This is a genomic window from Frondihabitans sp. PhB161, from assembly GCF_003814635.1.
Classification (GTDB): Bacteria; Actinomycetota; Actinomycetes; order Actinomycetales; family Microbacteriaceae; genus Frondihabitans.
Window position 1 is genome coordinate 113,388 of sequence record NZ_RKQW01000002.1, and the last position, 22,762, is coordinate 136,149.

The following is a 22,762-nucleotide window of genomic DNA, read 5'->3' on the forward strand; positions in this document are numbered from 1 at the left end:
CGCACCCTGCGGCGCACTGGGCGCACCCCGCGCTACGCCCCGACGGGCTCGTAGATCTCTGACATCACCCGGTCGGCGAGCCCGAGGCCCGTCGTCATGCCGATGCCGGTGGTGACCGACACGACGCGCACCCCGTCGAGAGGCTCGTCGACCAAGAACTCCGCCGGCGCCGACGCATAGACGCCCTGCCACCGCTCGACGACCTCGATGCCGGCCCGCGCGACGCCGAAGAATCCGGCCGTCTCGTCGAGTAGCGCGTCGAACGCCGCCTCCTCTTGAAACGGCGTCACGGTGTCGTCGCGGTAGTGGGTGTCGCCGACGACAATCGTTCCGTCGGCGAACTGCGTGTACATCTGGTTGACGTCGCGGGCCGCGAGCGCCGGTGCCGATGCGAAGAGACGCGATCGGACAGCGGCGAGCGACGGCGATGTGGCGAAGCCGGAGTAGCGCAGCATCGACCAGCCGGTGAGCACGGGGCCCGAGAGCGGCGCGCGCAGCTCGGGGATCCGCACGCGCAGCATGTCGAGTCCGCAGCGTTCGACCTCGTACGCGGCTCCGAGCTCGGGAAACAGCTGGTCGACGTCGTAGTTCACGGCGACGATGATCTGGTCGGCGCCAACGCGGCCACGGGTGGTGTGCAGGCGCCCCGAGCGAATCGTGCGCACCGCGGTCGAGAACTGGAACTGCACCCCGCGCGACTCGAGGTAGGCGGTGATCTGGGCCGCGGCCTCGCGGGGGTTGACCTGGAGGTCGTCGAGGAGGTGCGCCCCTCCGACGATGACGGCGGGGTCGGCGCCGGTGGCGGCGGCCGTCGAAGAGACATCGAGGATCCGCGCACTCCCCGGCCTCCGCGCGGCGAATTCGCGGAGTGCGGCCAGCTCGTCCTCCGCGCGGGCCACGACGTAGCCGCCGGTGTCGCGCATCCAGAGCCCGGCCTCGTCGCGGAGCCGCAACCAGAGTTCGCGACTCCGATCGGCGTGCACCTGGGCGGCCCCCGCCTGCACGGTGATGCAGGCGTGGCCGAAGTTGCGGATCGTCGATCCGTTCTGCCGACTCGTCCGGTCGATGACCAGCACGGAAAGGCCCCGGTCGACAGCTGCGAGAGCGTGCCCGAGGCCGACGATTCCGGCGCCGACGATCGCGACGTCGACGATCTGGTCGAGTTCCTTTGCCATGGCGCGACGCTACGTCGGAGCGGTTGACGGCGGGTGAACATCGAACCGTGGTTAGGTGTTGCGGTGCCCCTTCGCCCGCCTTCCTCCTCTGACACCCCCAGCATCCTTCCCCGGTCGATCCTCGCCTTCGACCAGCAGGTCGGTCGCCGCATCAACGGCTCCACCCCGAGAGCCCGAGCCGATCGCGCCCTGCTCGGTCTGTCGACCAGCGCCAACAACGGGCTGCTCTGGTATTCCGTCGCTGTCGGGCTCGCCCTGACCGGGCGGACCGGCCGCCGAGCGGCGGTGCGCGGGCTCCTGTCGCTCGCCGGGTCGAGCGCGGTGGCGAACCTCGTCGCGAAGCCGATCTTCGGCGGGCACCGTCCGGTCGCCGCCGACGTTCCCGTCGCACGTCAGCTGAAGGTGTTCCCGCAGTCGGCGTCGTTCCCGTCGGGCCACACGGCGAGTGCGGCCGCCTTCGCGTCGGGCGTCGCGATCGAGAGTCCGGCTCTGGCTGTCGCTGTCGTCCCGATCGCCGCGGCCGTGGGCTACTCGCGTCTGCACGTGGGAGCGCACTGGCTGTCGGACGTGGTCGGCGGGGCACTGATCGGGGTCGGTGTCGCGGCGGTGGGTCGGATCCTCGTCCGCTCCGGGCGGGCCCGCTCGTAGACTGACGGCGTGCCGCACTATCTCGAAGACCTGTCGGCCGGGCAGACGTTCGTCACCCCCGGTCGCACCATCACCGAAGCCGACGTCATGTCGTTCGCCAGCTGGACGAACGACAACAACCAGGTGCACACCGATGCCGAGTTCGCGAAGTCGACTCGTTTCGGTCAGCGAATCGTGCACGGCGTGCTGGGCACCTCGCTGTGCCTCGGGCTCATCTCGCGCACCGGCGTCTTCGACGGTTCCGCCGTCGCCCTGCTCGGCATCGACGGGTGGAGGTTCGTCGCCCCGCTGTTCATCGGCGACACGGTGACCTGCACGGTCGAGGTGCTGTCGACCCGCCTGACGTCGTCCGGCACGACCGGCATCGTCGAGCGCACCGTCACGCTCGCGAATCAGCACGGCGAGGTCGTCCAGACCGGCCGAATGGACATCATGGTGCTGACCCGGGCGGCCGCGATCTCCTGACCGCGAGAGTCGTCAGCGCTCTCCGACAATGTCGTCGGCGTTGTCGGCGATCCAGTCCATCAGCGGCATGAGTCGCGTCGCGACCTCGCGCCCGCGCTCGGTGAGGGTGTAATCGACCCGCGGCGGCACGGTCGGCTGCGCTTCGCGGTGAAGGATCCCGTCGGCCTCGAACGTCTTGAGCGTCGACGCGAGCATCTTCTCGCTGATCCCCTCGACCTCGCGCCGCAGTTCGCCCCAGCGCAGGGTGCCCCGCTCGAGCGCCAGCAGCACGAGCACGCCCCAGCGACTGGTGATGTGATTGAGCACGATGCGGCTCGAGCAATCGGCAGGGTATTTGCCACCGGCGAAGCCCGGTCGCTCCCGGTTCACCGCGAAACTGACGTCCATTCCACTAACTTACCAAAAGGTGCGTACTGCGCGTGGGGAAGAATCGCGCGATAGAAAGGGTTGAGGCAGTCACACCTCTCGAAAGGAACCACTCATGTCGTACATCGTCACCGCCGCCTCCGGCCAGCTCGGAGCCCTCATCGTCGACGCCCTCCTCGCGCGCGGCGCCGAGCCGTCGAGCATCGTCGCGACGGCCCGCGACACGACCAAGATCGCCAGCCTAGCCGACCGTGGCGTCACGACCGCGGCGCTCGACTACTCGAAGCCCGAGACGATCGCGGCCGCTCTCGGTGCCGGCGACGTCGTCGTGCTGGTGTCGAGCGACGCCGTCGGGCAGCGCGTTCCGCAGCACACTGCCGTGATCGACGCCGCGAAGGCCGCGGGCGTGGCACGGATCGTCTATACGAGCGCCCCGCACGCCGACGACACCACGCTCATTCTCGCTCCGGAGCACAAGGCCACCGAAGAGCACCTGCGTGCCTCGGGAGTGCCCTTCACGATCCTCCGCAACGGCTGGTACACCGAGAACTACACCGGCGAGGTGGGCAAGGCTCGCCAGTCCGGCGAGATCACGGCGAGCGTCGGCGACGGACGGGTCGCCAGTGCGAGCCGCAAAGACTATGCCGAGGCCGCCGCTGTCGCACTCCTCGACGACACGACCGCGGGCAAGACCTTCGAGCTCTCGGGCGACTACGCCTGGCACTTCTCCGAGCTCGCCGAGGCCATCGCCGACATCGTCGGATCGCCCGTCTCGTATCGTGCGCTCACCCCCGAGGAGCACGCCGAGCAGCTCGCGGGGTTCGGGCTCGACGAGGGCACGGTCGGTTTCGTGGTCGCGCTCGACGGCAACATCCGCGACGGCCTGCTCGCCGAGACGAGCGGTGACCTCGCCCGGCTCATCGGCCGCCCCACGACGCCGCTCGCCGAGGGCCTTGCCGCCGCGCAGTAGGCGGCACCGCATCAAACCCGCACGGTCGGCTTAGCCCCGCACCATCGGCTCAGACCCGCACAATCGGCACAGACCCGCACAGTCGGCACAGACACCTGCCCTAGGGCGGATGTCTAGGCCACCCGTGCGGGTCTGAGACGCTTGCGCGTGCAGACCGTCAGCGCGCCATCAGCGAAGCACCGGCCGACACCGGCAGTCGCCACGCCGGGATCAGTGCGGCGAGCATCACGACGGCGATCACTGCCAGCGCGAAGTCGTAGGCGAACACGGGCGACGCGTTCGTCGGCGCTCCAATCAACCGACCGGCCGAGATCGCCACGGCGCCCAGGGCGATTCCGGCGCCGATGGCGATCTGCTGAATCGTCGAGTCGAGCACGGTGGCCCCGGTCATCTGCCGCTTCTCGACGTCGGCGTAGGTGAGCGTGTTGTATGCCGTGAAGCCCACCGACCGTGCCGCTCCCGAAAGCACGAGCACCACGATCATGAGGCCGAACGGGGTCGCGGGGCGGAAGGTCGCCATGCCGAGCAGGCAGACGACCCCGACGAGGTGCGCGACGAGCAGCAGTCGCCGGAACCCGAACGTGCGGATCATCCAGGTGGTGGCGGGCTTCACGCCGAGGTTCCCGGCGAAGAGGAAGAGGATCGCGCTCCCCGCCTGCAGCGGCGTCCAACCGAACGCACCCTGGTAAAGCAGCGGCAGCACGAACGGAATCGCGCTGATGACGAACCGGTAGGCGGATCCTCCCCCGAGCGCGACGGCGTAGGTGTGGATCCGCAGCAGGCGGAGATCGACGAACGGCCGCGGGGTGCGTCGCAGGTGCCGCAGGGCAAGCGTCACCCCGATAGCGCCGGCGACTAGGAACACCAGGGCCTGAGCTACATCGACCGGCGTGCTGGCGAGCAATGTCGTTCCCCAGACGAGGCAGCCGATGCCGACGCTCGTCAGCGCGAGGCCGAGCCAATCGGGCGGTGTCGGCTCGAACTCGCCCGCGGGGATCGCCGAACGCCCGGGGACCACCCGCAGCGCGACGACGAACCCGAGGATCCCGAGCGGCACGTTCACGACGAAGATCCAGTGCCACGACGCGTACGTGGTCAGGAGTCCTCCGACGAACGGGGCGAGGATCGGCGCCACGAGGGCCGGCCACGTGAGCCAGGCCACCGCGCGGATCACGTCTTTCTTCTCGGTCACGCGTAAGACGGTCATGCGACCGACAGGCACCATCATCGCCCCGCCGATGCCTTGAACGACCCGCGCGACGACGAGCATCGGCAGAGACGTACTGGCGGCACAGGCGATCGAGGCGAGCGTGAAGAGGGAGATCGCGGACAGCAGGATCCTTCGGCTTCCGAAGCGATCCGCGAGCCAGCCTGTCACCGGGATCAGCACGGCGACGGTAAGCACATAGGCCGTGATGGTCACGCCGACGCTGGTCGCATCGACGTGCAGGTCGCGCGCGATGCTCGGCACCGCCGTGGTGACGATGGTCGAATCGAGGTTCTCCATGAAGAAGCACCCGGCCACGAGCATGGCAAGCGCGTTCGAGCTCGTGCTCGGGCTCTTCGACGACGTCATCCGCTCCAGTATGGCCCGTGACGCGAACGGCGCCCCGCTCCTCCCCCGCTGGTACCGCCCGAACCCCTTCGCAGGGCTGACTTTGTGCGTCGGAGACCCCTTTTCCACGGAACGCCCCGATGCTCTCGGTTAGTCTTCGGTTCCGTCACTGCAACCGATGATTGGGTTCCGGAATGTCCGATTCACCTCGCACGCGACTCCGCGTCCGCCCGCGACACGTCGTCCGATGGGTCGCCGTGGTCGTCGTCGCCCTGCTCGTGGCGACCGTCGGCTACGCGGTCTACAACTACAACCACTTCGTCGGAGGCGTGACGCACATCGACGCGATCCCCTCGACGACCTCGGTCGCCTCGACGTCGGGCGAGAACATCCTGCTCGTCGGCGATGATCACCGGCCCGCCAATGCTTCCGCGGCCGAGCTCGCCGAACTGGGCACCACCGCTGACGGCGGCGGCACGAATACCGACACGATGCTCGTGCTCCACATCCCGGACGGCGGGGCGAAGGCCTCGCTGATCTCGTTCCCCCGCGACTCGTGGGTCGACATCCCCGGCTACGGCGAAGGGAAACTCAACGCCGCCTTCGTCTACGGCAGCCAGAAGGGCGGCGACGCCGGGGGTGCGCAACTCCTGGTGAAGACGATCGAGAACGTCAGCGGACTGCACATCGACCACTTCGTCCGCATCTCGATGCTCGGCTTCTACGACGTCGCGAAATCGCTCGGGCCGATCAAAGTCTGCCTGAACGACGCCGTCGACGACAATTATTCGACCTTCAAGGCCCCCGCGGGCGTGTCGACCCTCGATGCCAAGCAGGCCCTGGCGTTCGTCCGCCAGCGCCACGGACTCCCCAACGGTGACTTCGATCGACAGGCCCGGCAGCGCTACTTCCTCAGCCGCGAAGCGAAGAACTTCCTCTCCGCCGGCACGATCCTCAACCCCGGCAAGCTCAACTCCGCGCTCACCGCGGCGAGCTCGGCCATTCAGACCGACCCCGACCTCAACTGGCTGACCCTCGCGACGCAGCTCAAGGGGCTCGCAGGCGGCGATCTCGAATCGACGAGCATTCCCACCTCGGGAACCCCGACCATCACCGTGAGCGGCACGGCCGTCTCGATCGTGCAGGTCGACACCGCCAAGATGCCCTCGTTCATCGCGTCGCTCGACAAGACGAAAGAGTCGACCAGCAGCACCACCTCTGCGGCCACGGCCGTGAAGCCCGGCGAGGTCACGGTCAGCGTGCTGAACGGCAGCGGTGTCGACGGCGCCGCGTTGTCGAGTTCGTCGGCCCTGTCGACCGCGGGCTTCTCGACGACCGCGGTCTCGTCGGTGTCGACACGGGAGGCCACGACGATCCAGTACCCGGCATCGATGGCCGCCGAGGCCAAGCTGGTCGCGAAGTACGTGCCCGGAGCGACCCTCGAGGCCGTCACGGGTGTCGCGAACGTCACAGTCGTGCTGGGCACCGACGGTGCAGCGGCGAAATCGACCGCGACGTCGGGTTCAGCAGGGTCGGCCGGATCCTCGTCTTCCGGGTCGGGCTCGTCGGGAACGTCGAAGACCAAAGGATCCAGCGACCAGACCACCAGCGCAACCGACAGTTCCATCCCCTGCATCAACTGAGGCAGCAGGCTCGGCGTCGGGTCAGCTCTCGTCGACGTCGAGGCTGACGCTCAGCTCGGCGGCGGCCGTCGGTTGGTCGTCGATCTGCACCCGTGGCACCCCCAACAGACTCGCCTCGCGCTCGAATGAGGCCACGAGGGCCTCGTCGACCAACTCGTCGTAGGGGCTCGACTCGGATTCGGTCACCATCTGGCTAGCCGGCCCCAGCAGGAAGGTCGCCGATCCGACGGCCCCGTCGGCCTGGCGTGTGGGAATCCGGACGGTCGCAGACGACTGCCTGCGAGCCAATGCCTCGCCGAACCGGAGGAGCGACTGGGCAATGGCGGTTCCGGTCACAACCGAGCCGTCGACGTAATGGATTCGTTCCATCCCTCGGTCGTACCCGGTGAAGCTGGGGAGCGCCCTCTTGGAGGAGTCCCCTTGACACATCTGGGGCGGCATGACACCTGCGCCCGTTCGCGCTGGTGCGCAGTGCAGTGGCCGTCCCGGCCGAGAGTGGCCAGATGGTCGCCTACAGGGCGGCTGATGGGCCGTTCGGGCGCTCTCGGCGCCGAGACCGAACTCGCCGCACCAGCGCGACGACAGCGGCCCCGATGAGGGCCCCGGCCGTGTTCGCGGCAAGATCACCGGCAGACGCCACACGATCGGGCAGAAAGAGGGCCTGACTCCCCTCCACCACGAGAGACAGCGCCAAGCCGAGCACCCCCGCCGACCACCACAGCTTCGCGAGCAGCACCGACGCGACGAGGGCTCCGAACGGCGCGAACAGGAGCACGTTCGCGGAGGTCTGGACGAAGCCGTAGTCGACGAACCAGGGGAGGCCACTAGCGTGCCACCCCGCCAATGCCGACTCGAGGCCGGCATCGATGGGCGCGTCGACCCGGGTGGGCCAGAAGGTGATCGTCAGGATGGCCCCGAGAATGACGACGAGGGCGAGACGTTCCGCTCGATGGAGTCGTCGGTGCATGCGCCCCCCTGTGACGAAAAATGGCCCCTCCGCTCGGGAGAGGCCATGTCGTGTGTCGAACCGCTTGCTGCTGTTGCGTAATCACTTGATGAAACGTATTGCTTGGTGGATCTGAGGGGACTCGAACCCCTGACCCCCTGCATGCCATGCAGGTGCGCTACCAGCTGCGCCACAGACCCAAACTTCGTGTTGCCTTTGGCCTTACCGGCCGGAGCAACCCTGCAAGATTACTACACTTTTTGAGCCGTCACGACCACGTGCGACGACTCGGGTTCGCTCACCGTTTTACGCACGACACACCGTTCAATCGGTGTGCGGTGCGTGAAACGGTAAGCGACGTGTGCCCGGCGTCAGTCGAACCTGGCGCTTAGGCAACGGAGCCCGACGACTACGCGTCTTGCGAGGTCGTCTCCAGTTCGAGCGCGATGGCGGGGCAGTCGCTCCACAGGCGCTCGAGCGAGTAGAACTGGCGGTCTTCGTCGTGGAACACGTGCACGACGACGTCGCCGAAGTCGAGCAGGATCCATCGCCCCTCGGCGCGACCCTCGCGGCGGAGGGCTTTGACACCCGCCTCGAGCATCTTGTCTTCGACCTCGCCGGCGATGGCGATCACGTTGCGCTCGTTGCGCCCGGAGGCGAGGAGGAACACGTCGGTCAGGGCGAGGGGCTCAGAGACGTCGAGGGCGACGAGATCGTCGGCCTGCTTCGAGTCGGCGGCACGGGCGGCGAGCTGAACGAGCTCGATGGCACGGGGAGTGGCTGTCACGGATTCCTTTGGGTGAAACGTCGAGTCACGGCCAGCTGAGCCGACCGCGCGACGTGAAGCTCGATGCGAGGGGAGAAAGTTACAGGACGCCGGTGACGAAACCGACGACGACGCCACCCACGATAACAACAACCACGGCTGCGCCACAGATCGTGGCGACGATTGGCAGGCGATTGGTCTTCGGCTTGCCCCCGGCGAGCACGACCTGCCGGGTCGAGGTGTTGGCACTGACGGCCCGGCTGGCACGAACGGGAGTGGCATCGTTGCCCTCGGGCTCACGATCGCCCTCTTCGAGCATGCGATCGATGTCGGCGCCGTCGATGCGCTGGATGTGGTGCGACCCGGTCGTCGCGAGACTACGCGGGAGGTCGATCGATCCGGTGATGATTACTTCGCCGGTGGCGTTCAGTGCGCCGGTGACATCGGGGAGGCGGTCGTCGCCGAGGATGAGCGCGTTGTGCTGCCCGGTCGACGAACTGAAGCTGCCGCCGACGGGACCGTGGGCGTCGTCGTCGCGTTCGGCCTGCGTCGACCAGTGACCGGTCGGCGGCGTGTAGGGGGTCGGCGACTCGGGCACCGAGGCCGGGACGCGAGGCGCGTTCGACCCTTTGCTTCCGGCTGAGCCGGGTGTCTCGGCCGCGGGCGGCTGAACGGGAGGGATCTCGATCGGCGGCGTCACGCGCGGACCCGCCTGGGCCGCCGACGCGGGAGAAGACGACGAAGCGGACGGAGCCGACGGGACCGAAAGGGACGGCGAGGACGACGGAGAGGACGCAGGATCCGGGACGGCACGCGTTGCAGCCTTACCGGGGCCATTCTCGGAGCCCGAAAGCGTCAGGGGGAACACCGTGGGCACCGACGACGGAGCGGGTGCGGAGCCGGAGGGCGAGGCCGTGTTGTGGGTCGAACCGGTGCCACGTCGACGCGGGCCCTCGTCGGCCGCATCCGCGACCGACGGCGTCTCGACGAGAGGCTCCGCCACCGACGGCGAGCGGTGCACGGACCGCGGCGCCGGTGTTCCGGCTGACTCGACCTCTTCGTCAGCGTCATCGACGTCGTCGGCCGGGATCGGGGCCGAGGGCATGGGCTGCGCCTCACGCGGCGGGATGATGGGCCTGGGCGTGCCATTCTCGATGTCGGCCACGTGGCTCAGGGCGTCGGAAAGCCCTCGCTCGCTGGCTCCCTCGGCCGTCGTCGGTCGGGGTGCGCGAAGGGGTACGGGCGCTGCATCGGACGGCTGGAGTGCGTCGCGCTGAGCGCGGAGCTCTCGACGGGTCGGCCCCTGGCCGGGGGCTGCGATCGAGCCGGGTGCCGGAGCGGTAGCTGCCGGGCGATCGGTGCCCGATGCCGGAGTGGACGACGGCGCCGGTGCACCCGACGAACCGGGTGCTCGAGACGAGACGGGTGCTGTGGATGACACGGGCATGGCTGACGGAACGGGGGAACCGGAGACGATCGAGATGCTCCCCGTGATCGCCTCGCCCGCCTCTTTCGCCCTTTCGAGGTCGCGCACCTGCCGCCTGGTGAGTGGCGGCTGGCCGTCTGTCGAACTCATTCAGTCTCCGTCACGGTCGCTTCGACCGATTCTGTGCTCATACTCGGTGCGGTGATGCTCTGCGGTTCGACAGAGGCGTCTTCGTACAGGTGGTGCTTCGAGATGTACTGGACGACGCCGTCGGGTACCAGGTACCAGACGGGAGAGCCCCGACCGACTCGGCTGCGGCAGTCGGTCGATGAGATCGCCAGTGCGGGAACCTCCAGCAAGCTTACTTCGCTCTCTGGGAGGCCGCTGACGCTGAGGTCGTGTCCTGGCCGAGACACGGCGACGAAGTGCGCGAGCTCCCAGAGCTCCTGCACGTCTTTCCAGTCGAGGATCTGCGCCACGGCGTCGGCACCCGTGATGAAGAAGAGCTGGGCATCGGGGTGCTCGGCGCGGATGTCGCGAAGAGTGTCGATCGTGAAGGTCGCGCCCTGACGATCGATGTCGACGCGACTGACCGTGAACATCGGGTTCGACGCGGTCGCGATCACCGTCATCAGGTAGCGGTGCTCGGCCTCCGTCACCACTCGGTGCCCCGGACCGCTCTTCATCCAGGGCTGACCGGTGGGCACGAAGACGACCTCATCGAGATCGAACTCGGTGGCGACCTCACTGGCTGCCACGAGGTGGCCGTTGTGGATGGGATCGAAGGTGCCACCCATGACGCCGATGCGGCGCAGAGGCGTGGACACCGGATCAGCCGAGCGGACTGCCGACGACTCTTCGGTCGACACGGAGTCTTCGATCGACACGGAGTCTTCGGTCGTCACAGAGGCTTCGGTCGTCACGAGGAGGGCCTGCGGGCCGCTGCTCAGTTGGCCTTGGGGTGACCGAACTCGTCGATCGGAAGGCTGTCGGTGTCGACGGTGTGGTGCACGGGCTGCTGGTCGTCATGACCGGGGCCGGTGTAGCCGCGGTTGGCGACGTTCTTGTAGCTGAAGACGACGAAGCCGAGGATCGTGAAGACGGCGGCCGCGATCAGTGCGATGACGGGCGCGGGCGCGAAGACCGGTGCGAGTTGCTCTTCTGCGGCCAGGATGCTGGTGATCATGTGCGAGGTCTCCGTTCAGGCAGTACTACCGGTTGAGTCTAGCCGTCACCGAGGCGCTAGCCGCGCACCTGCCCCGACCCGCGAACGATCCATTTGCTGCTGGTCAGCTCCGGGAGCCCCATCGGCCCGCGAGCGTGCAGCTTCTGCGTCGAGATGCCCACCTCTGCGCCGAAGCCGAACTCGCCCCCGTCCGTGAATCGCGGGGAGGTGTTGACCATGACGACCGCGCTGTCGACCTCGGCCAGAAAGCGCTCCGTGTTGCGGAGGTCGTTGGTGATGATCGACTCGGTGTGATGGGTCGAGTAGCGGGCGATGTGGTCCATCGCCTCGTCGATCGAGGCGACCACCTTCACCGAGAGGTCGAGCGACATGTATTCGGTGGCCCAGTCGTCGGCAGTCGCGGGCACCGAGTCGGCGAAGAGCGCATGTGTTCGGTCGTCGGCGTGGATCGTGACGCCCGCCGCGCGAAGGTCGGCCAGCACGCTGGGCAGGAGGCGTTCGGCGGCCGCCTCGTGCACGAGCAGCGTCTCGAGAGCGTTGCAGACGCTCGGACGCTGCACTTTGGCGTTATGCACGATGTCGCGGGCCCAGTCGCCGTCGGCCGACTCATCGAGGAACACGTGGACCACGCCCGCCCCGGTCTCGATGACGGGGACCTTCGACTCCTGCACGACCGTGTCGATCAGCTGCGCACTCCCCCGCGGAACGAGTACGTCGACGTAGCCGCGAGCTCGCATCAGATCGGTGGCACCGGAGCGGCCGAACTCGTCGATGGTCTGGACGGCATCGCGGGGCAGACCCGCCGACTCGAGGGCCTCTTGGATGACCTCGACGAGCACGCGGTTGGTGCTCTCGGCAGCACTCCCCCCACGCAGGACCGCCGCGTTGCCGCTCTTCAGAGCAAGCGCCGCGATGTCGATGGTCACGTTCGGCCGAGCCTCGTAGATCGCTCCGACGACGCCGAAGGGCACTCGCACCTGCGTCAGCTGCAAGCCGTTCGGCAGGATCTTGCCGCGAAGCGCCTCCCCCACCGGGTCGACGAGCGTCGCGATGAGCTCGGTAGCCTCCGCGAGGGATTCGAGGCGGGCCTCGTCGAGCCGGAGCCGGTCTTGCAGCCCCTGAGTCATTCCCGAATCGCTTCCGCGAGCCAGGTCGAGTTCGTTGGCGGAGATGATTCGCGAGCTCTGCGACCGGACCGCTCGGGCGATGGCGGCGAGACCCGCGTTTTTGACGTCGGCCGTCGCCGTAGCGAGCGTCCGGGAGGCCGAGCGGGCGAGTTCGAGCTTTGCCACGAGGGCGGGGTCGAGCCCGTCGAGCGGGAGTGTCTCGGGGGCGGTCGTGGCGACTTCGGAGATCGACATGCGCCGAGTGTAGTGCCGGCTCATCGGATCCTCAGCCCCGGTCAGGATCGACGAGAGGCGTCGGCAACGGCAGGATCCGCGGAGCCGCGCTCAGCCTGCCGTCTCGGCCGGTGCACCCGCGCTCGCCCCGAACCACGTGCCGACATCGGCGCCCGAGAGCGCTTCGGCGACGAGCGTGGTCGACGTCACGAGAACCGGTGTGCCGGCCTCCGTCGCGAAGCGTGCGGCGGCGACCTTGGTGCCGGCCCCGCCGGTACCCACGCCGGCCGCTCCGGCCGAGCCGAAGGTGACGCCGGCGAGGTCGTCGCCGAACACCACGTCGGTGATCTTGACGGCGCCGGGCTCGTGCGGCGGACGCGTGTAGAGCGCATCGACGTCGGAGAGCAGCACGAGGAGGTCGGCCTCGACCAGCTCGGAGACGAGGGCTGCGAGGCGGTCGTTGTCGCCGAAGCGGATCTCGTGCGTGGCGACGGTGTCGTTCTCGTTGACGATCGGCAGGATGCGCAGCTTCAGCAGACGCTCCATGGCGCGCTGGGCGTTCGACCGGTGCGTGGGATTATCGATGTCGCCGGCGGTCAACAGCACCTGGCCCGCCACGATGCCGTAGCGGCGGAGGCTCTCCTGATACCGGTAGATGAGTACGTTCTGCCCGACCGCGGCAGCGGCCTGCTGGGTCGCGAGGTCGGTGGGCCGGCCGTCGAGATTGAGGTACGGCATGCCGGTCGCGATGGCGCCCGACGAGACCAGGATGACCTCGGATCCTCGGCCGTAGGCGTCGGCGAGAGCGTCGACGAGCGGGCCGATCTGATCGGCGTTGGGTCCGCTGATCGACGACGACCCCACCTTGACGACGATGCGGCGAGCGGCCGGGACGTCGGCACGCGAGCGCAGCGGACCACGCGACACGGCAACCGGAGCTGCCGCGGGAGCGGGATCCTGCTGCTCTGCGGTGTCCACTCCGGTCTCGATCTCGGTCACGCCTTCTCGTCGGCCTCTCGTGCGGTGTCGTTCTCGGGCGCGCTGTCGTTCTCGCGCGCGCTGTCGCCCTCGTCGCCGAATTCGGCCTGATCGCGGGCGTCGGCGTCGCTGAGCTCAGCGGCGTCGCGAACGGCCGGGTCGACCTCGAATCCGTCGTCGTCCGTCCACAGACCGGCAGCTCGCTCGCGCATCAGCTCGGCGCGTGCCTCGGCCTTGGCGTCCATGCGGGCGAAGTACTCCTCGCGGCGCTCGTTACGGGTCTGGCGGGAGCTCTGGTGGAGGCGCGGGTCGGTTCCGCGAGCGGCGGTCATGAGCTCGGCAGTCGAGGTGAGCGTGGGCTCCCAGTCGAAGACGATTCCGTCGACACCACCGATGACGACGGTGGATCCGGCGACGGCGCCCGCCTTGAACAGCTGGTCTTCGATGCCGAGCTTGTTGAGACGGTCGGCGAGGTAGCCGACGGCCTCTTCGTTGTTGAACTGCGTCTGCATGACCCAGCGCTCCGGCTTGATGCCGCGGATCCGGTACAGGTTGCCGTACGTGCCGCCCTCCACCGTGACGGTGAACTTCGACTCGTTGACGGCCCGCGGGCGGATGACGATACGCGGGCGCTCGAGCTCTTCGGCTGCACGCGCGGCACGGTCGGCCTCGACCACCTCGGCGAGGGCGAACGAGAGCTCGCGGAGGCCCTCGCGCGAGACGGCGGAGATCTCGAAGACGCGGTAGCCCTGGCCTTCGAGGTCGGCGCGCACGAAGTCGGCGAGCTCGCGCGCCTCGGGCACGTCGATCTTGTTCAGCACGATCATCTGCGCGCGATCGAGCAACGGCAGCTGACCGGCGGGCACGGGATACGCCGCCAGCTCGCCCTTGATGACCTCGAGGTCGGTCAGCGGGTCGCGGCCGGGCTCGAGCGTGGCGCAGTCGAGCACGTGGAGGAGGGCCGAGCAGCGCTCGACGTGGCGCAAGAACTCGAGCCCGAGGCCCTTGCCCTCGCTCGCGCCCTCGATGAGACCGGGAACATCGGCGACGGTGAAGCGCGTCGCTCCGGACTCGACGACACCGAGGTTCGGGTGAAGGGTCGTGAACGGGTAGTCGGCGATCTTCGGCTTGGCGGCCGAGATGGCGGCGACGAGGCTCGACTTGCCGGCCGAGGGGTAGCCCACGAGCGCGACGTCGGCGACGACCTTGAGCTCGAGCATGACGTCACCCTGCCAACCGGGCGTGCCGAGCAGAGCGAAGCCGGGCGCCTTGCGCTTGGTCGACGAGAGAGCGGCATTGCCGAGGCCGCCGATGCCCCCTTCGGCGACGACGTAGCGGAGGCCCGACACGTTCATGTCGATGAGCTCGTTGCCGTCGACGTCGGTGACGACGGTGCCGACGGGCACGAGCAGCTCGAGCTCTTCGCCGTTGTTGCCGGAGCGGTGGTCGCCCATGCCGGGCCCGCCGTTCGGGCTGGAGCGGTGCGGGTTGCGGTGGAAGCCGAGGAGCGTCGTGACGCCGGTGTCGCTGACGAGCACGATGTCGCCGCCGTGACCGCCGTTGCCGCCGTCGGGTCCCGCGAGGGGCTTGAACTTCTCGCGGCGGACCGAGACGCAGCCATCCCCGCCGTTGCCCGCCTTGAGGTGGAGCGACACGTGGTCGACGAATGTTGCCATGGGTTTGTCTCAGTCCGTTGGGGTTGGTGGTGCTGGAATTGCGGTGGTGCAGGAACGCGGTGGTGCTCTGACACGGTGGTGCAGGAACGCAGTGGTGCTCTAAACACGGATGGGCGAGCCGAAGCTCGCCCATCCGGAGAAATCAGGTGCTACGCGTCGGCGCCGACGATGTTGATGACCTTGCGGCCGCCCTTGGCACCGAACTCGACACTGCCCGCGGCGAGAGCGAACAGGGTGTCGTCGCCGCCACGGCCGACGTTGACGCCGGGGTGGAAGTGGGTGCCGCGCTGGCGGACGATGATCTCGCCGGCCGAGACGACCTGACCGCCGAAGCGCTTCACGCCGAGGCGCTGAGCGTTCGAGTCGCGGCCGTTACGGGTGGATGATGCGCCCTTTTTATGTGCCATGAGTTGTCAGCCCCTTCTTCTACTTTGTGGTGATCGCGGTGATCTTGACGCGGGTCAGGTCGGCACGGAAGCCCATGCGACGCTTGTAACCGGTCTTGTTGCGGTAGTTCTGGATGACGATCTTGGGGCCGCGAAGGTCGTTCAAGACCTCGCCCTCGACGGTGACCTTGGCGAGGTCGTCGCCGGTCAGGATCGTGTCGCCGTCGACGTGCAGGACGGGGACGAACGAGACGGTGTCGGCTTCGGCGGCCTTGAGACGGTCGACGGTCAGAATCGTTCCGACCTCGACGCGCTCCTGACGACCACCGGCGCGCACGATTGCGAATGCCATGGATGCTCCTTGGTTGGGGTGGCTTCCGATGGCGATCGCCGTCTGAGGCCCGATATGCCCGAGCGCAGATGGCCGGGCCGAGAAGTCTGGGCGGCTTCGAGAGCACGCACCAACGGCCAAGACTACCGGCCGGGGGCGAGAGCGTCAAACAGCGGCGAGTAGCATTCCGGCGTGAGCATCCTGATCGACGATCCCGTCTGGCCCGCCCACGACACCGTGTGGTCGCACCTCGTCAGCGATTCGTCGTACGACGAGCTGCACGAGTTCGCCGAGGCTCACGGCGTCCCGCGACGGGCGTTCGACTTCGACCACTACGACGTTCCGGCGAGCCGCTACTACGAGCTCGTTGCCGCCGGAGCGCTGCCGGTGGGCGGCAAGGAGCTGGCCGTGCGCCTGCAGGCCAGCGGGTTGCGCGTGCCGCAGTGGCGTAAGCGGCAGTTGCGCTGATCCTGCGCGCCCCGTCTGCAAATTCGAAGGAGATGTCGGTGCCGCACCCCGTCGGATCCTTGAGTTGTCGTGCCGGTGCCGGCGTTTCTCCTTCGAATTCGGCAGCGGCCTAGCGGGGAGCGGGCGGGGCGAAGCGCGCGAGCGACTCCGCGTCGGAAGGCGGCGCGGGCGCCGGCGCGGGCGTTTCGGCAGGATCGACCGCAGGATCCGGCACGGCGTGGGCCGAGACCGATGCTTCTTCGCCACCGACCGAGCTGGCCTCGGAGGGCCCGACCGAGGGATCCTCGTCGCCTTCGACGTCAGTCGTCGACGCGGCGACCGCGGTCTCGGCTCCGGCCGCCTCGAGACGCGTCGCCCAAAGCCAGGAGAGCGTGACTCCCCCGGCCAGGACGGCGGTGAGCTGCACGCCGAGTGCGAGAGGCGCGAACACGGTGCCGACGACGATTGCCGCTACGTCTCCCGAGGGCACGGCGGCGATCAGGCCCACGACGACGAGTGCGGCCGCTCCGGCTGCTCCGGCTGCCACCGCTCGCGCTAGGGCGAGCAGAAGGGACACCGTCGCGGTCACGCGGAAGACCACGGCCAGGGCGAGGAGAGCGACGACGTAGAAGGGCAGGGGGTCGAGCACGACCGCGCGCAAGAAGAGTCCGACCGGAGCGGCCAGAAAGCCGGTGCCGTAGGCCGAGGGATCGTAGGCGACCGCGTTGCCCAGGAGCTGGATCAGCGCCACGACGAATCGGACGACGATCAGCACTCCCACGGCGACGGCGGCGGCAAGCACCGACCCGGCCGTGACCCCGACGTCTGCCAGGCCTTCCGGCAGGCGCGAACTTCGGAGGCGGCGCCTCGACGACGCCCGCCCGCCGGGTGACGCGTGCGGGGCCGAATGCGGGCCGGGAGGGGTCATCGGTGTGGACACGCGCGACTCCTCTCGGCCCGATCAGCTATTACAGGTCGTCGGACGATACTCCCACGCCGAGGATGAACGGGCCCGCCTCGTCGTCACCGGCCGCCGGTGCGGAGGCCGGAGCGGCTGCCGTTCCCGTGCTGGAGGCGCGACGCGACCGGTTGCGGCCCTGACCGGGCTGCTTGGGCTCGGGCAGCGCACCCAGGACGGAGTCGAGGATCTGCTCGGCGTCGTGAGTCGAGATCTTGCGCGGTGCGCGCTCGACCTTGGCGACGGGGATGTCGAGGATCGCGACGGTCGCCTCCGGCTGGACCACGGTCGCCTGCGAGCGACGCGACGGCGCCTTCTCGCGGACGACGGGGGCCTCGGCCTGCGTGGTTTCCGCCGGCGTCGACTCGGCCTGCTTCGACTCCACCTGCGCGGTCTTAGCCTGCGCGGACTCGGCCTGCGTCGGTTCAGCCTGCTTCGACTCGGCGGGTGCCGAACCGGCACTCGGCAGATCGATGACAACGGGTGCCGACGACGTCTCGGCCTCACCCGACGCTGCCGACGACGAGGCACGACGGCCACGGCCGCGACGTGAGCGGCCCTTGGCCGGCGTCTCGGTCGCGTCGTCGTCGAGGGAGATCGACGCTGCCGTCGAAACCGAAGGATCCGACGTGGTCGCCGACACGGAATCGCCCGCTGCGTTCTCGGCCGCAACGGCATCGATGGCTGCTTCGACCGCGGCAGCCGTCTCGGCGGGAGTCGCGGGAGTGTCGTCGGAGTGGACGACGGTCGACGCGGCGATCTTGGCGAGGGCGTTCTTCACGTCGTCGGTGATGGCGTGGATCGTGCCGGTCGCGGGCTGCGACTCGGAACCGCGCTGCGAGCGACCATTGCCGCCGCCGTTGCTTCCGCCATTGCCGTTGCCGTTTGCTGCACCGCCGTTGCCGCCCTGCTTGGCACGACGACGCTCCTGCGAGCGCTGACGGTTCTGCTGCTGCTGCTCCTGGGCCTGCTGGCGGTCGACGCCGATCTCTTGGAACGACTCCATGAGGCCGAGGCCGAGCTTCTTACGGGTCATCTGCACGAGCCCGAGCGACGTGACCTCGGCGACCTGGTGCTTGGTGCGGTCGCGGCTGAGGCACTCGACAAGACGGCGCAGCACGAGGTCGCGGTTCGTCTCGAGCACCATGTCGATGAAGTCGACGACGATGATGCCGCCGATGTCGCGGAGGCGGAGCTGACGCACGAGCTCTTCAGCGGCCTCAATGTTGTTCTTTGTGACCGTCTCTTCGAGGTTGCCGCCCGACCCGACGAACTTGCCGGTGTTGACGTCGACGACCGTCATGGCCTCGGTGCGGTCGATCACGAGCGAGCCGCCAGACGGGAGCCAGACCTTGCGGTCGAGGGCCTTGTCGATCTGCTCGTTGAGGCGGTACTCGTCGAACGAGTCTTTGTCGCCCTCATAGGCCTTGACTCGATCGAGGAGGTCGGGCGCGACCGCCGAGAGGTACGTCTCGATGGTCTGCTGCGACTCTTCGCCGTCGATGACGAGCTCGTGGAAGTCTTCGTTGAAGACATCGCGCACGATCTTGATCAGCAGGTCGGGCTCGGAGTGCAGGAGGTTGGGAGCGTTGCCCGCTTCGACCTTCTTCGAGATGTCGTCCCACTGGTTGAGGAGGCGCTTCACGTCGAGCGTGAGCTGCTCTTCGGTCGCGCCCTCGGCCGCCGTGCGGACGATGACGCCGGTGTTCTCCGGAAGGGCCTCTTTGAGGATCTTCTTCAGACGAGCGCGCTCCGTGTCGGGCAGCTTGCGGCTGATGCCGTTCATCGAGCCGTTCGGCACGTAGACGAGGAATCGGCCCGGGAGCGAGATCTGGCTGGTGAGGCGCGCGCCCTTGTGACCCACTGGATCCTTGGTCACCTGCACCAGGACGCGATCGCCCGGCTTGAGGGCGAGCTCGATTCGACGGGGCTGGTTGCCGTGCTCGATCTTGTCCCAGTCGACTTCGCCGGAGTAGAGCACGGCGTTGCGGCCGCGCCCGATGTCGACGAACGCCGCCTCCATGCTGGGGAGCACGTTCTGCACGCGGCCCAGGTAGACGTTGCCGATGAGCGAGACGTTCTGCGACTTGGCGACGTAGTGCTCGGCCAGGATGCCGTCTTCGATGACGCCGATCTGGATGCTGTCGCCCTGCGAGCGGACGACCATCTTGCGGTCGACGCTCTCGCGCCGGGCGAGGAACTCGGCCTCGGTGACCACGGGGCGGCGGCGACCGGCGTCGCGGCCGTCGCGACGGCGCTGCTTCTTGGCCTCGAGGCGGGTGGAGCCCTTGATGCGCTGGGGCTCGGTGATGAGCTCGGGCTCGGGGCGCTCACGCGGCTCGCGATTGGCGCGCGAACGGGTGCGGCTCGTCGAGACCTCGTCGGAGCCCTCGCCTCCGTTGCCGCCGCGGCTTCGGGATCGACGACGCGCCGGCCCCTGATCGCGGTCGTCGTCGTCTTCGTCGTCGTCGTAGCGCGCCGGCAACGGCGAGATCTCGGGCGCGTGGAAGATGAGGCTCGTCGTGCTGAGCGGCGCTTCGAACGGCGAGGCCGACGGGACGACGGGCGTCTGGTCGGCCGCGTCACGCTCGATCGTCTCGGTGTCGACCAACTCGGCCGAAGCGGCGCTGTCGTTGTTCGTGCCGGTGCCGTCGTTGCCGGCGTTGTCGATGGTGCTGTCGGGCTGGGTCACAGCGGTCGCCTCCTGGGGCACGTTCGTGTCGGCGGCCGGGGCGCTCAGCACCGCGTCGGCTCGCTCGGAATGAGAGGAAGGTGCGGTCGAAGCCGTGGGCTCCGCCTGCTTCGCTGCCTGCTTCGACCGGAATCCGGCGAACAGGCGACTTCTTCTCTTGGGACTGTTTTCGTTCTTCTCCACCATTGGTGGTGCAACTCCTCGCCCCGTGCGACGTTCTGCGGGTGCTCTGTTCGAACACCACCCGGATTGCCGCCGGGAAATCATGTGCGCGTGAACCTGACTGGACGAAGCGACCCCTGGTCGCCGCATCTCGCTGCTCCGCGAAATCTGTTCTGTCACGGGATCCGGTCAGGATCCGTGGAAATCTGTTCGGTCGCCCGTCGTTTCTGGCGACCGTCTTGCCTGTCGTTTCTGGCAGCCGACCGTCACGGTCGGAAAGCTCGCCCGGCTCTCACCCTGGGACTGTCCCGATTATCGCACGCCCTGCCCGTCGGGGTGGATTCTCTGCGTGTCATAATCCGTGGGTGCCGTCAGCCAAGGTTTCCACCAAGCCCGTAATCCAGCATCCGCTCACCGCGATCCTCCTGATCGTGGCCGGGGTGGTGGGGTTCTATGGCTCGTTCAAGCTGGTCGTCGAGAAGTACGAGCTGCTGGAGAACCCCACCAAGGGGCTCGCCTGCGACATCAATCCGTTCGTCTCGTGCTCGACCGTGATCGACAGTTGGCAGTCTCACCTCTTCGGCTTTCCCAACCCGATCCTCGGTGTCGCGGGTTTCGTCGCCCCGATAGCCGTAGGGGTCGCACTGCTCGCCGGGGCGAAGTTCGCCCGCTGGTTCTGGATCGCCTTCAACGCTGGCCTCTTCCTGGCCTGGGCGTTCGTGACGTTCCTGTTCATTCAGACGGTGTTCTTCATCGGCGCCCTCTGCCCGTGGTGCATGCTCGTCTGGACGGCCACGATCCCGATGTTCTGGGTCTTCACCGTCTGGAACCTCGCCAACGGCAGGCTCACTCGCAGCACGACGCTCCAGCGCCGCATGCGCGCCTTCCTGCCCTACTCGTGGGTACTCCCGGTGGTCAACTACCTCGTGATCGTCATCATCATCATCCAGCACTTCCCGCTGCTGCTCTCGGTGCTGTTCGGCTGATTCACCCTCCCGGGCCCGCCCGCCGCGCGCCGCGCCGCGCGCCGCGCGGCGTGCCCGCCGCGCCCGCTGAGGCACCCCCCGCTGGCCACTTCGGGGGTGGCATCCTGGGGTTGTCTGGCCATCCGGGGGTGCGCCAAGCCCAGGCAAGTTCATTTCGGATACTGAAGAGGCCCTGGGGGATCTCCCAGGAAATCCATGACGTGTCACCGTTCAGCCTCGGCCAGACACCTGCCCCGGCTACTGTCGTTGATCGACAGCCGATGTTTACGCAGATCTGAGGACCAATGACACCGCCCCCCGAGACCGGTCAGACCAAGCGCGATCGTCGCGACGAAGCCCGAGAGAAAGCGCGCGTCGCCCGGGAAGCAGCCGCACGCCGCCACCGTCGTAACAAGGGCCTGCTCATCAGCGGAATCATCGTCGGCGCGCTCGCCCTCGTGACCGCGGTCACGCTCATCATCGTCAGTTCGGTGCAGCCCGCCGGCCCCGGCCCGAAGAACATGGCGTCGGGCGGGATCCTTCTTCAAGGAAGCGCGTCGACCAGCAAGATCACCGCCGTCGAGACGAAGGCCGTGCCGGCCGGCGGCAGCACGACCCCGACCGACCAGAAGAAGCTCGACAAGACCGTCAACATCTCGGTCTACCTCGACTACCAGTGCCCCTACTGCAACCAGTTCGAGACCACTAACGAAGCGCAGATCTCGACATGGCTCAAGAAGGGTGCGATCACCTACGAGATCCACCCGATCTCGATCCTCGACGCGTCGTCGCTCGGCACGATGTACTCGACTCGCTCGGCCAACGCGGCCATGTGCGTCGCCAACTACGACCCCGACTCGTTCCTCGCCGTAAACACCTCGTTCTTCGCGAACCAGCCGGCCGAGGGCTCCAAGGGGCTGACCGACGAGAAGTTGAAGAGCTTGATCACGGCTGCCGGGGCGACGAGCCACGACATCTCGTCGTGCATCGACGACGGCACCTTCAAGGGCTTCGTCGCCGACCAGACGAAGGCGGCGCTGAACGAGAAGCTGCCGAACTCGTCGCTCGCCAAGCTCACCGGCACACCCACCGTGATCGTCAACGGTCAGGCGTACTCGGGCTCGCTCACCGACGCGGCGGCGTTCTCGTCGTTCGTGACCAGCCAGGCGACGAGCTAGCCGCTCGCGCGCACAGAGAAACGGCCCCGCACCTCGTCAGAGGTACGGGGCCGTTCGGCGCTGTGGCCGCAGATGCCTAGGCGAACCAGAGGGCGAGCTCGCGCGCCGCCGACTCGGGCGAGTCGCTGCCGTGCACGAGGTTCTGCTGCACTTTGAGGCCCCAGTCGCGGCCGAGGTCGCCGCGGATCGTTCCGGGTGCCGCGCTCGTCGGGTCGGTGGCACCGGCCAGGGAGCGGAAGCCGGCGATGACGCCGTTGCCGCCGATTCGGAGGGCGACGACGGGGCCGGACTCCATGAACTCGACGAGCGGCTCGTAGAAGGGCTTGCCGACGTGCTCCTCGTAGTGAGCTGCGAGGAGCGAGCGGTCGGCCTCGACGAGCTTGATGTCGACGAGACCGTATCCCTTCGCTTCGATGCGGCGGAGGATCTCGCCGGTCAGGTTACGGGCGACGCCGTCGGGCTTGACGAGGACCAGGGTTTCTTCGAGATCGGACACGGTGGCT

24 protein-coding genes and 1 tRNA gene are annotated in these 22,762 nt (G+C 68.2%); 7 read left to right on the forward strand and 18 right to left on the reverse strand.

Going from position 1 to position 22,762, the window contains the following annotated elements; genetic code table 11:
• Window positions 1-32 precede the first annotated feature (32 nt).
• A complete protein-coding gene (locus EDF39_RS09275) occupies window positions 33-1,175 on the reverse strand; it encodes a TIGR03364 family FAD-dependent oxidoreductase (protein ID WP_055962694.1) in 1,143 nt (380 codons plus the stop codon).
• A 63-nt stretch (window positions 1,176-1,238) separates the two neighbouring features.
• On the opposite strand from EDF39_RS09275, the gene EDF39_RS09280 reads away from it, so the two are divergent.
• Both EDF39_RS09280 and EDF39_RS09285 read left to right on the forward strand, forming a co-directional pair.
• Window positions 1,239-1,823 (forward strand): phosphatase PAP2 family protein, encoded by a 585-nt coding sequence (locus EDF39_RS09280; RefSeq protein WP_233573096.1) that lies wholly within the window; start codon window positions 1,239-1,241, stop codon window positions 1,821-1,823.
• 9 nt (window positions 1,824-1,832) lie between these two features.
• The gene (locus EDF39_RS09285; protein ID WP_123942566.1) at window positions 1,833-2,288 is read left to right on the forward strand and encodes a MaoC/PaaZ C-terminal domain-containing protein; all 456 of its coding nucleotides are present in this window, start codon (window positions 1,833-1,835) and stop codon (window positions 2,286-2,288) included.
• A gap of 12 nt (window positions 2,289-2,300) precedes the next feature.
• Here EDF39_RS09285 and EDF39_RS09290 read toward each other — a convergent pair whose 3' ends face one another.
• A complete protein-coding gene (locus EDF39_RS09290; protein WP_055962703.1) occupies window positions 2,301-2,675 on the reverse strand; it encodes a helix-turn-helix domain-containing protein in 375 nt (124 codons plus the stop codon).
• Window positions 2,676-2,769: 94 nt separating this feature from the next.
• On the opposite strand from EDF39_RS09290, the gene EDF39_RS09295 reads away from it, so the two are divergent.
• Complete coding sequence (locus EDF39_RS09295) at window positions 2,770-3,624, forward strand: SDR family oxidoreductase (protein WP_123942568.1); 855 nt, start codon at window positions 2,770-2,772, stop codon at window positions 3,622-3,624.
• Between the two features lie 157 nt (window positions 3,625-3,781).
• Here the strand turns inward: EDF39_RS09295 and EDF39_RS09300 are convergent, their stop codons facing one another.
• Window positions 3,782-5,200, reverse strand: coding sequence for an MFS transporter (locus tag EDF39_RS09300; RefSeq protein WP_123942570.1), 1,419 nt, complete (start codon window positions 5,198-5,200; stop codon window positions 3,782-3,784).
• A 173-nt stretch (window positions 5,201-5,373) separates the two neighbouring features.
• On the opposite strand from EDF39_RS09300, the gene EDF39_RS09305 reads away from it, so the two are divergent.
• Window positions 5,374-6,822 carry an LCP family protein gene (locus EDF39_RS09305; protein ID WP_123942572.1) on the forward strand — a complete coding sequence of 483 codons (1,449 nt, stop codon included), beginning with the start codon at window positions 5,374-5,376 and terminating at the stop codon, window positions 6,820-6,822.
• A 21-nt stretch (window positions 6,823-6,843) separates the two neighbouring features.
• Here the strand turns inward: EDF39_RS09305 and EDF39_RS09310 are convergent, their stop codons facing one another.
• The 12 genes from EDF39_RS09310 to rplU form a co-directional block, all read right to left on the reverse strand.
• The gene (locus EDF39_RS09310; RefSeq protein ID WP_123942574.1) at window positions 6,844-7,191 is read right to left on the reverse strand and encodes a hypothetical protein; all 348 of its coding nucleotides are present in this window, start codon (window positions 7,189-7,191) and stop codon (window positions 6,844-6,846) included.
• Between the two features lie 142 nt (window positions 7,192-7,333).
• Window positions 7,334-7,789 (reverse strand): VanZ family protein, encoded by a 456-nt coding sequence (locus tag EDF39_RS09315; protein WP_123942576.1) that lies wholly within the window; start codon window positions 7,787-7,789, stop codon window positions 7,334-7,336.
• Window positions 7,790-7,892: 103 nt separating this feature from the next.
• A tRNA-Ala gene (locus tag EDF39_RS09320) sits at window positions 7,893-7,968 on the reverse strand.
• A 209-nt stretch (window positions 7,969-8,177) separates the two neighbouring features.
• Entirely contained in the window at window positions 8,178-8,555 is a 378-nt protein-coding gene (gene rsfS, locus EDF39_RS09325) for a ribosome silencing factor (protein ID WP_055962720.1), read from the reverse strand.
• 79 nt (window positions 8,556-8,634) lie between these two features.
• Window positions 8,635-10,110 carry a hypothetical protein gene (locus EDF39_RS09330; RefSeq protein WP_123942578.1) on the reverse strand — a complete coding sequence of 492 codons (1,476 nt, stop codon included), beginning with the start codon at window positions 10,108-10,110 and terminating at the stop codon, window positions 8,635-8,637.
• A complete protein-coding gene (gene nadD / locus EDF39_RS09335) occupies window positions 10,107-10,757 on the reverse strand; it encodes a nicotinate-nucleotide adenylyltransferase (protein WP_084816279.1) in 651 nt (216 codons plus the stop codon). Before nadD ends, EDF39_RS09330 begins: the two co-directional genes overlap by 4 nt.
• 149 nt (window positions 10,758-10,906) lie before the next feature.
• Complete coding sequence (locus EDF39_RS09340) at window positions 10,907-11,146, reverse strand: hypothetical protein (RefSeq protein WP_055962724.1); 240 nt, start codon at window positions 11,144-11,146, stop codon at window positions 10,907-10,909.
• Between the two features lie 56 nt (window positions 11,147-11,202).
• Window positions 11,203-12,507 (reverse strand): glutamate-5-semialdehyde dehydrogenase, encoded by a 1,305-nt coding sequence (locus EDF39_RS09345; RefSeq protein ID WP_123942580.1) that lies wholly within the window; start codon window positions 12,505-12,507, stop codon window positions 11,203-11,205.
• A 90-nt stretch (window positions 12,508-12,597) separates the two neighbouring features.
• Window positions 12,598-13,398 (reverse strand): glutamate 5-kinase, encoded by an 801-nt coding sequence (proB, locus tag EDF39_RS09350; RefSeq protein ID WP_123943388.1) that lies wholly within the window; start codon window positions 13,396-13,398, stop codon window positions 12,598-12,600.
• 83 nt (window positions 13,399-13,481) lie between these two features.
• Complete coding sequence (obgE, locus tag EDF39_RS09355; protein ID WP_123942582.1) at window positions 13,482-15,140, reverse strand: GTPase ObgE; 1,659 nt, start codon at window positions 15,138-15,140, stop codon at window positions 13,482-13,484.
• A gap of 149 nt (window positions 15,141-15,289) precedes the next feature.
• Window positions 15,290-15,547, reverse strand: a complete 258-nt coding sequence (rpmA, locus tag EDF39_RS09360) for a 50S ribosomal protein L27 (RefSeq protein ID WP_123942584.1) — start codon at window positions 15,545-15,547, stop codon at window positions 15,290-15,292.
• Between the two features lie 19 nt (window positions 15,548-15,566).
• Window positions 15,567-15,878 carry a 50S ribosomal protein L21 gene (gene rplU, locus EDF39_RS09365; RefSeq protein WP_123942586.1) on the reverse strand — a complete coding sequence of 104 codons (312 nt, stop codon included), beginning with the start codon at window positions 15,876-15,878 and terminating at the stop codon, window positions 15,567-15,569.
• 171 nt (window positions 15,879-16,049) lie between these two features.
• Between rplU and EDF39_RS09370 the strand changes: the two genes are divergently transcribed.
• A complete protein-coding gene (locus EDF39_RS09370; RefSeq protein WP_123942588.1) occupies window positions 16,050-16,325 on the forward strand; it encodes a DUF4031 domain-containing protein in 276 nt (91 codons plus the stop codon).
• Between the two features lie 109 nt (window positions 16,326-16,434).
• Here the strand turns inward: EDF39_RS09370 and EDF39_RS09375 are convergent, their stop codons facing one another.
• Together EDF39_RS09375 and EDF39_RS09380 are read right to left on the reverse strand one after the other, a co-directional pair.
• Window positions 16,435-17,244 carry a hypothetical protein gene (locus tag EDF39_RS09375; RefSeq protein WP_123942590.1) on the reverse strand — a complete coding sequence of 270 codons (810 nt, stop codon included), beginning with the start codon at window positions 17,242-17,244 and terminating at the stop codon, window positions 16,435-16,437.
• A gap of 28 nt (window positions 17,245-17,272) precedes the next feature.
• Window positions 17,273-20,140 (reverse strand): Rne/Rng family ribonuclease, encoded by a 2,868-nt coding sequence (locus EDF39_RS09380; protein WP_123942592.1) that lies wholly within the window; start codon window positions 20,138-20,140, stop codon window positions 17,273-17,275.
• A 341-nt stretch (window positions 20,141-20,481) separates the two neighbouring features.
• Here EDF39_RS09380 and EDF39_RS09385 point away from each other — a divergent pair, with 341 nt between their 5' ends.
• Together EDF39_RS09385 and EDF39_RS09390 are read left to right on the forward strand one after the other, a co-directional pair.
• The gene (locus EDF39_RS09385) at window positions 20,482-21,102 is read left to right on the forward strand and encodes a vitamin K epoxide reductase family protein (RefSeq protein ID WP_233573095.1); all 621 of its coding nucleotides are present in this window, start codon (window positions 20,482-20,484) and stop codon (window positions 21,100-21,102) included.
• Window positions 21,103-21,386: 284 nt separating this feature from the next.
• A complete protein-coding gene (locus tag EDF39_RS09390) occupies window positions 21,387-22,259 on the forward strand; it encodes a thioredoxin domain-containing protein (protein WP_123942594.1) in 873 nt (290 codons plus the stop codon).
• A gap of 76 nt (window positions 22,260-22,335) precedes the next feature.
• Here the strand turns inward: EDF39_RS09390 and ndk are convergent, their stop codons facing one another.
• Complete coding sequence (ndk, locus tag EDF39_RS09395) at window positions 22,336-22,755, reverse strand: nucleoside-diphosphate kinase (RefSeq protein WP_055962733.1); 420 nt, start codon at window positions 22,753-22,755, stop codon at window positions 22,336-22,338.
• Window positions 22,756-22,762: the final 7 nt, after the last annotated feature.

What these genes read in the sequence shown, in the direction of transcription:
- obgE (WP_123942582.1), bottom strand. Translation starts at nt 15,140, where the DNA reads ATGGCAACATTCGTCGACCACGTGTCGCTCCACCTCAAGGCGGGCAAC.
- EDF39_RS09295 (WP_123942568.1), top strand. Translation starts at nt 2,770, where the DNA reads ATGTCGTACATCGTCACCGCCGCCTCCGGCCAGCTCGGAGCCCTCATC.
- EDF39_RS09305 (WP_123942572.1), top strand. Translation starts at nt 5,374, where the DNA reads ATGTCCGATTCACCTCGCACGCGACTCCGCGTCCGCCCGCGACACGTC.
- EDF39_RS09275 (WP_055962694.1), bottom strand. Translation starts at nt 1,175, where the DNA reads ATGGCAAAGGAACTCGACCAGATCGTCGACGTCGCGATCGTCGGCGCC.
- rplU (WP_123942586.1), bottom strand. Translation starts at nt 15,878, where the DNA reads ATGGCATTCGCAATCGTGCGCGCCGGTGGTCGTCAGGAGCGCGTCGAG.
- EDF39_RS09380 (WP_123942592.1), bottom strand. Translation starts at nt 20,140, where the DNA reads ATGGTGGAGAAGAACGAAAACAGTCCCAAGAGAAGAAGTCGCCTGTTC.
- EDF39_RS09300 (WP_123942570.1), bottom strand. Translation starts at nt 5,200, where the DNA reads ATGACGTCGTCGAAGAGCCCGAGCACGAGCTCGAACGCGCTTGCCATG.
- rpmA (WP_123942584.1), bottom strand. Translation starts at nt 15,547, where the DNA reads ATGGCACATAAAAAGGGCGCATCATCCACCCGTAACGGCCGCGACTCG.
- EDF39_RS09290 (WP_055962703.1), bottom strand. Translation starts at nt 2,675, where the DNA reads ATGGACGTCAGTTTCGCGGTGAACCGGGAGCGACCGGGCTTCGCCGGT.
- EDF39_RS09340 (WP_055962724.1), bottom strand. Translation starts at nt 11,146, where the DNA reads ATGATCACCAGCATCCTGGCCGCAGAAGAGCAACTCGCACCGGTCTTC.
- nadD (WP_084816279.1), bottom strand. Translation starts at nt 10,757, where the DNA reads ATGGGTGGCACCTTCGATCCCATCCACAACGGCCACCTCGTGGCAGCC.
- EDF39_RS09330 (WP_123942578.1), bottom strand. Translation starts at nt 10,110, where the DNA reads ATGAGTTCGACAGACGGCCAGCCGCCACTCACCAGGCGGCAGGTGCGC.
- EDF39_RS09345 (WP_123942580.1), bottom strand. Translation starts at nt 12,507, where the DNA reads ATGTCGATCTCCGAAGTCGCCACGACCGCCCCCGAGACACTCCCGCTC.
- EDF39_RS09315 (WP_123942576.1), bottom strand. Translation starts at nt 7,789, where the DNA reads ATGCACCGACGACTCCATCGAGCGGAACGTCTCGCCCTCGTCGTCATT.
- EDF39_RS09310 (WP_123942574.1), bottom strand. Translation starts at nt 7,191, where the DNA reads ATGGAACGAATCCATTACGTCGACGGCTCGGTTGTGACCGGAACCGCC.
- EDF39_RS09390 (WP_123942594.1), top strand. Translation starts at nt 21,387, where the DNA reads ATGACACCGCCCCCCGAGACCGGTCAGACCAAGCGCGATCGTCGCGAC.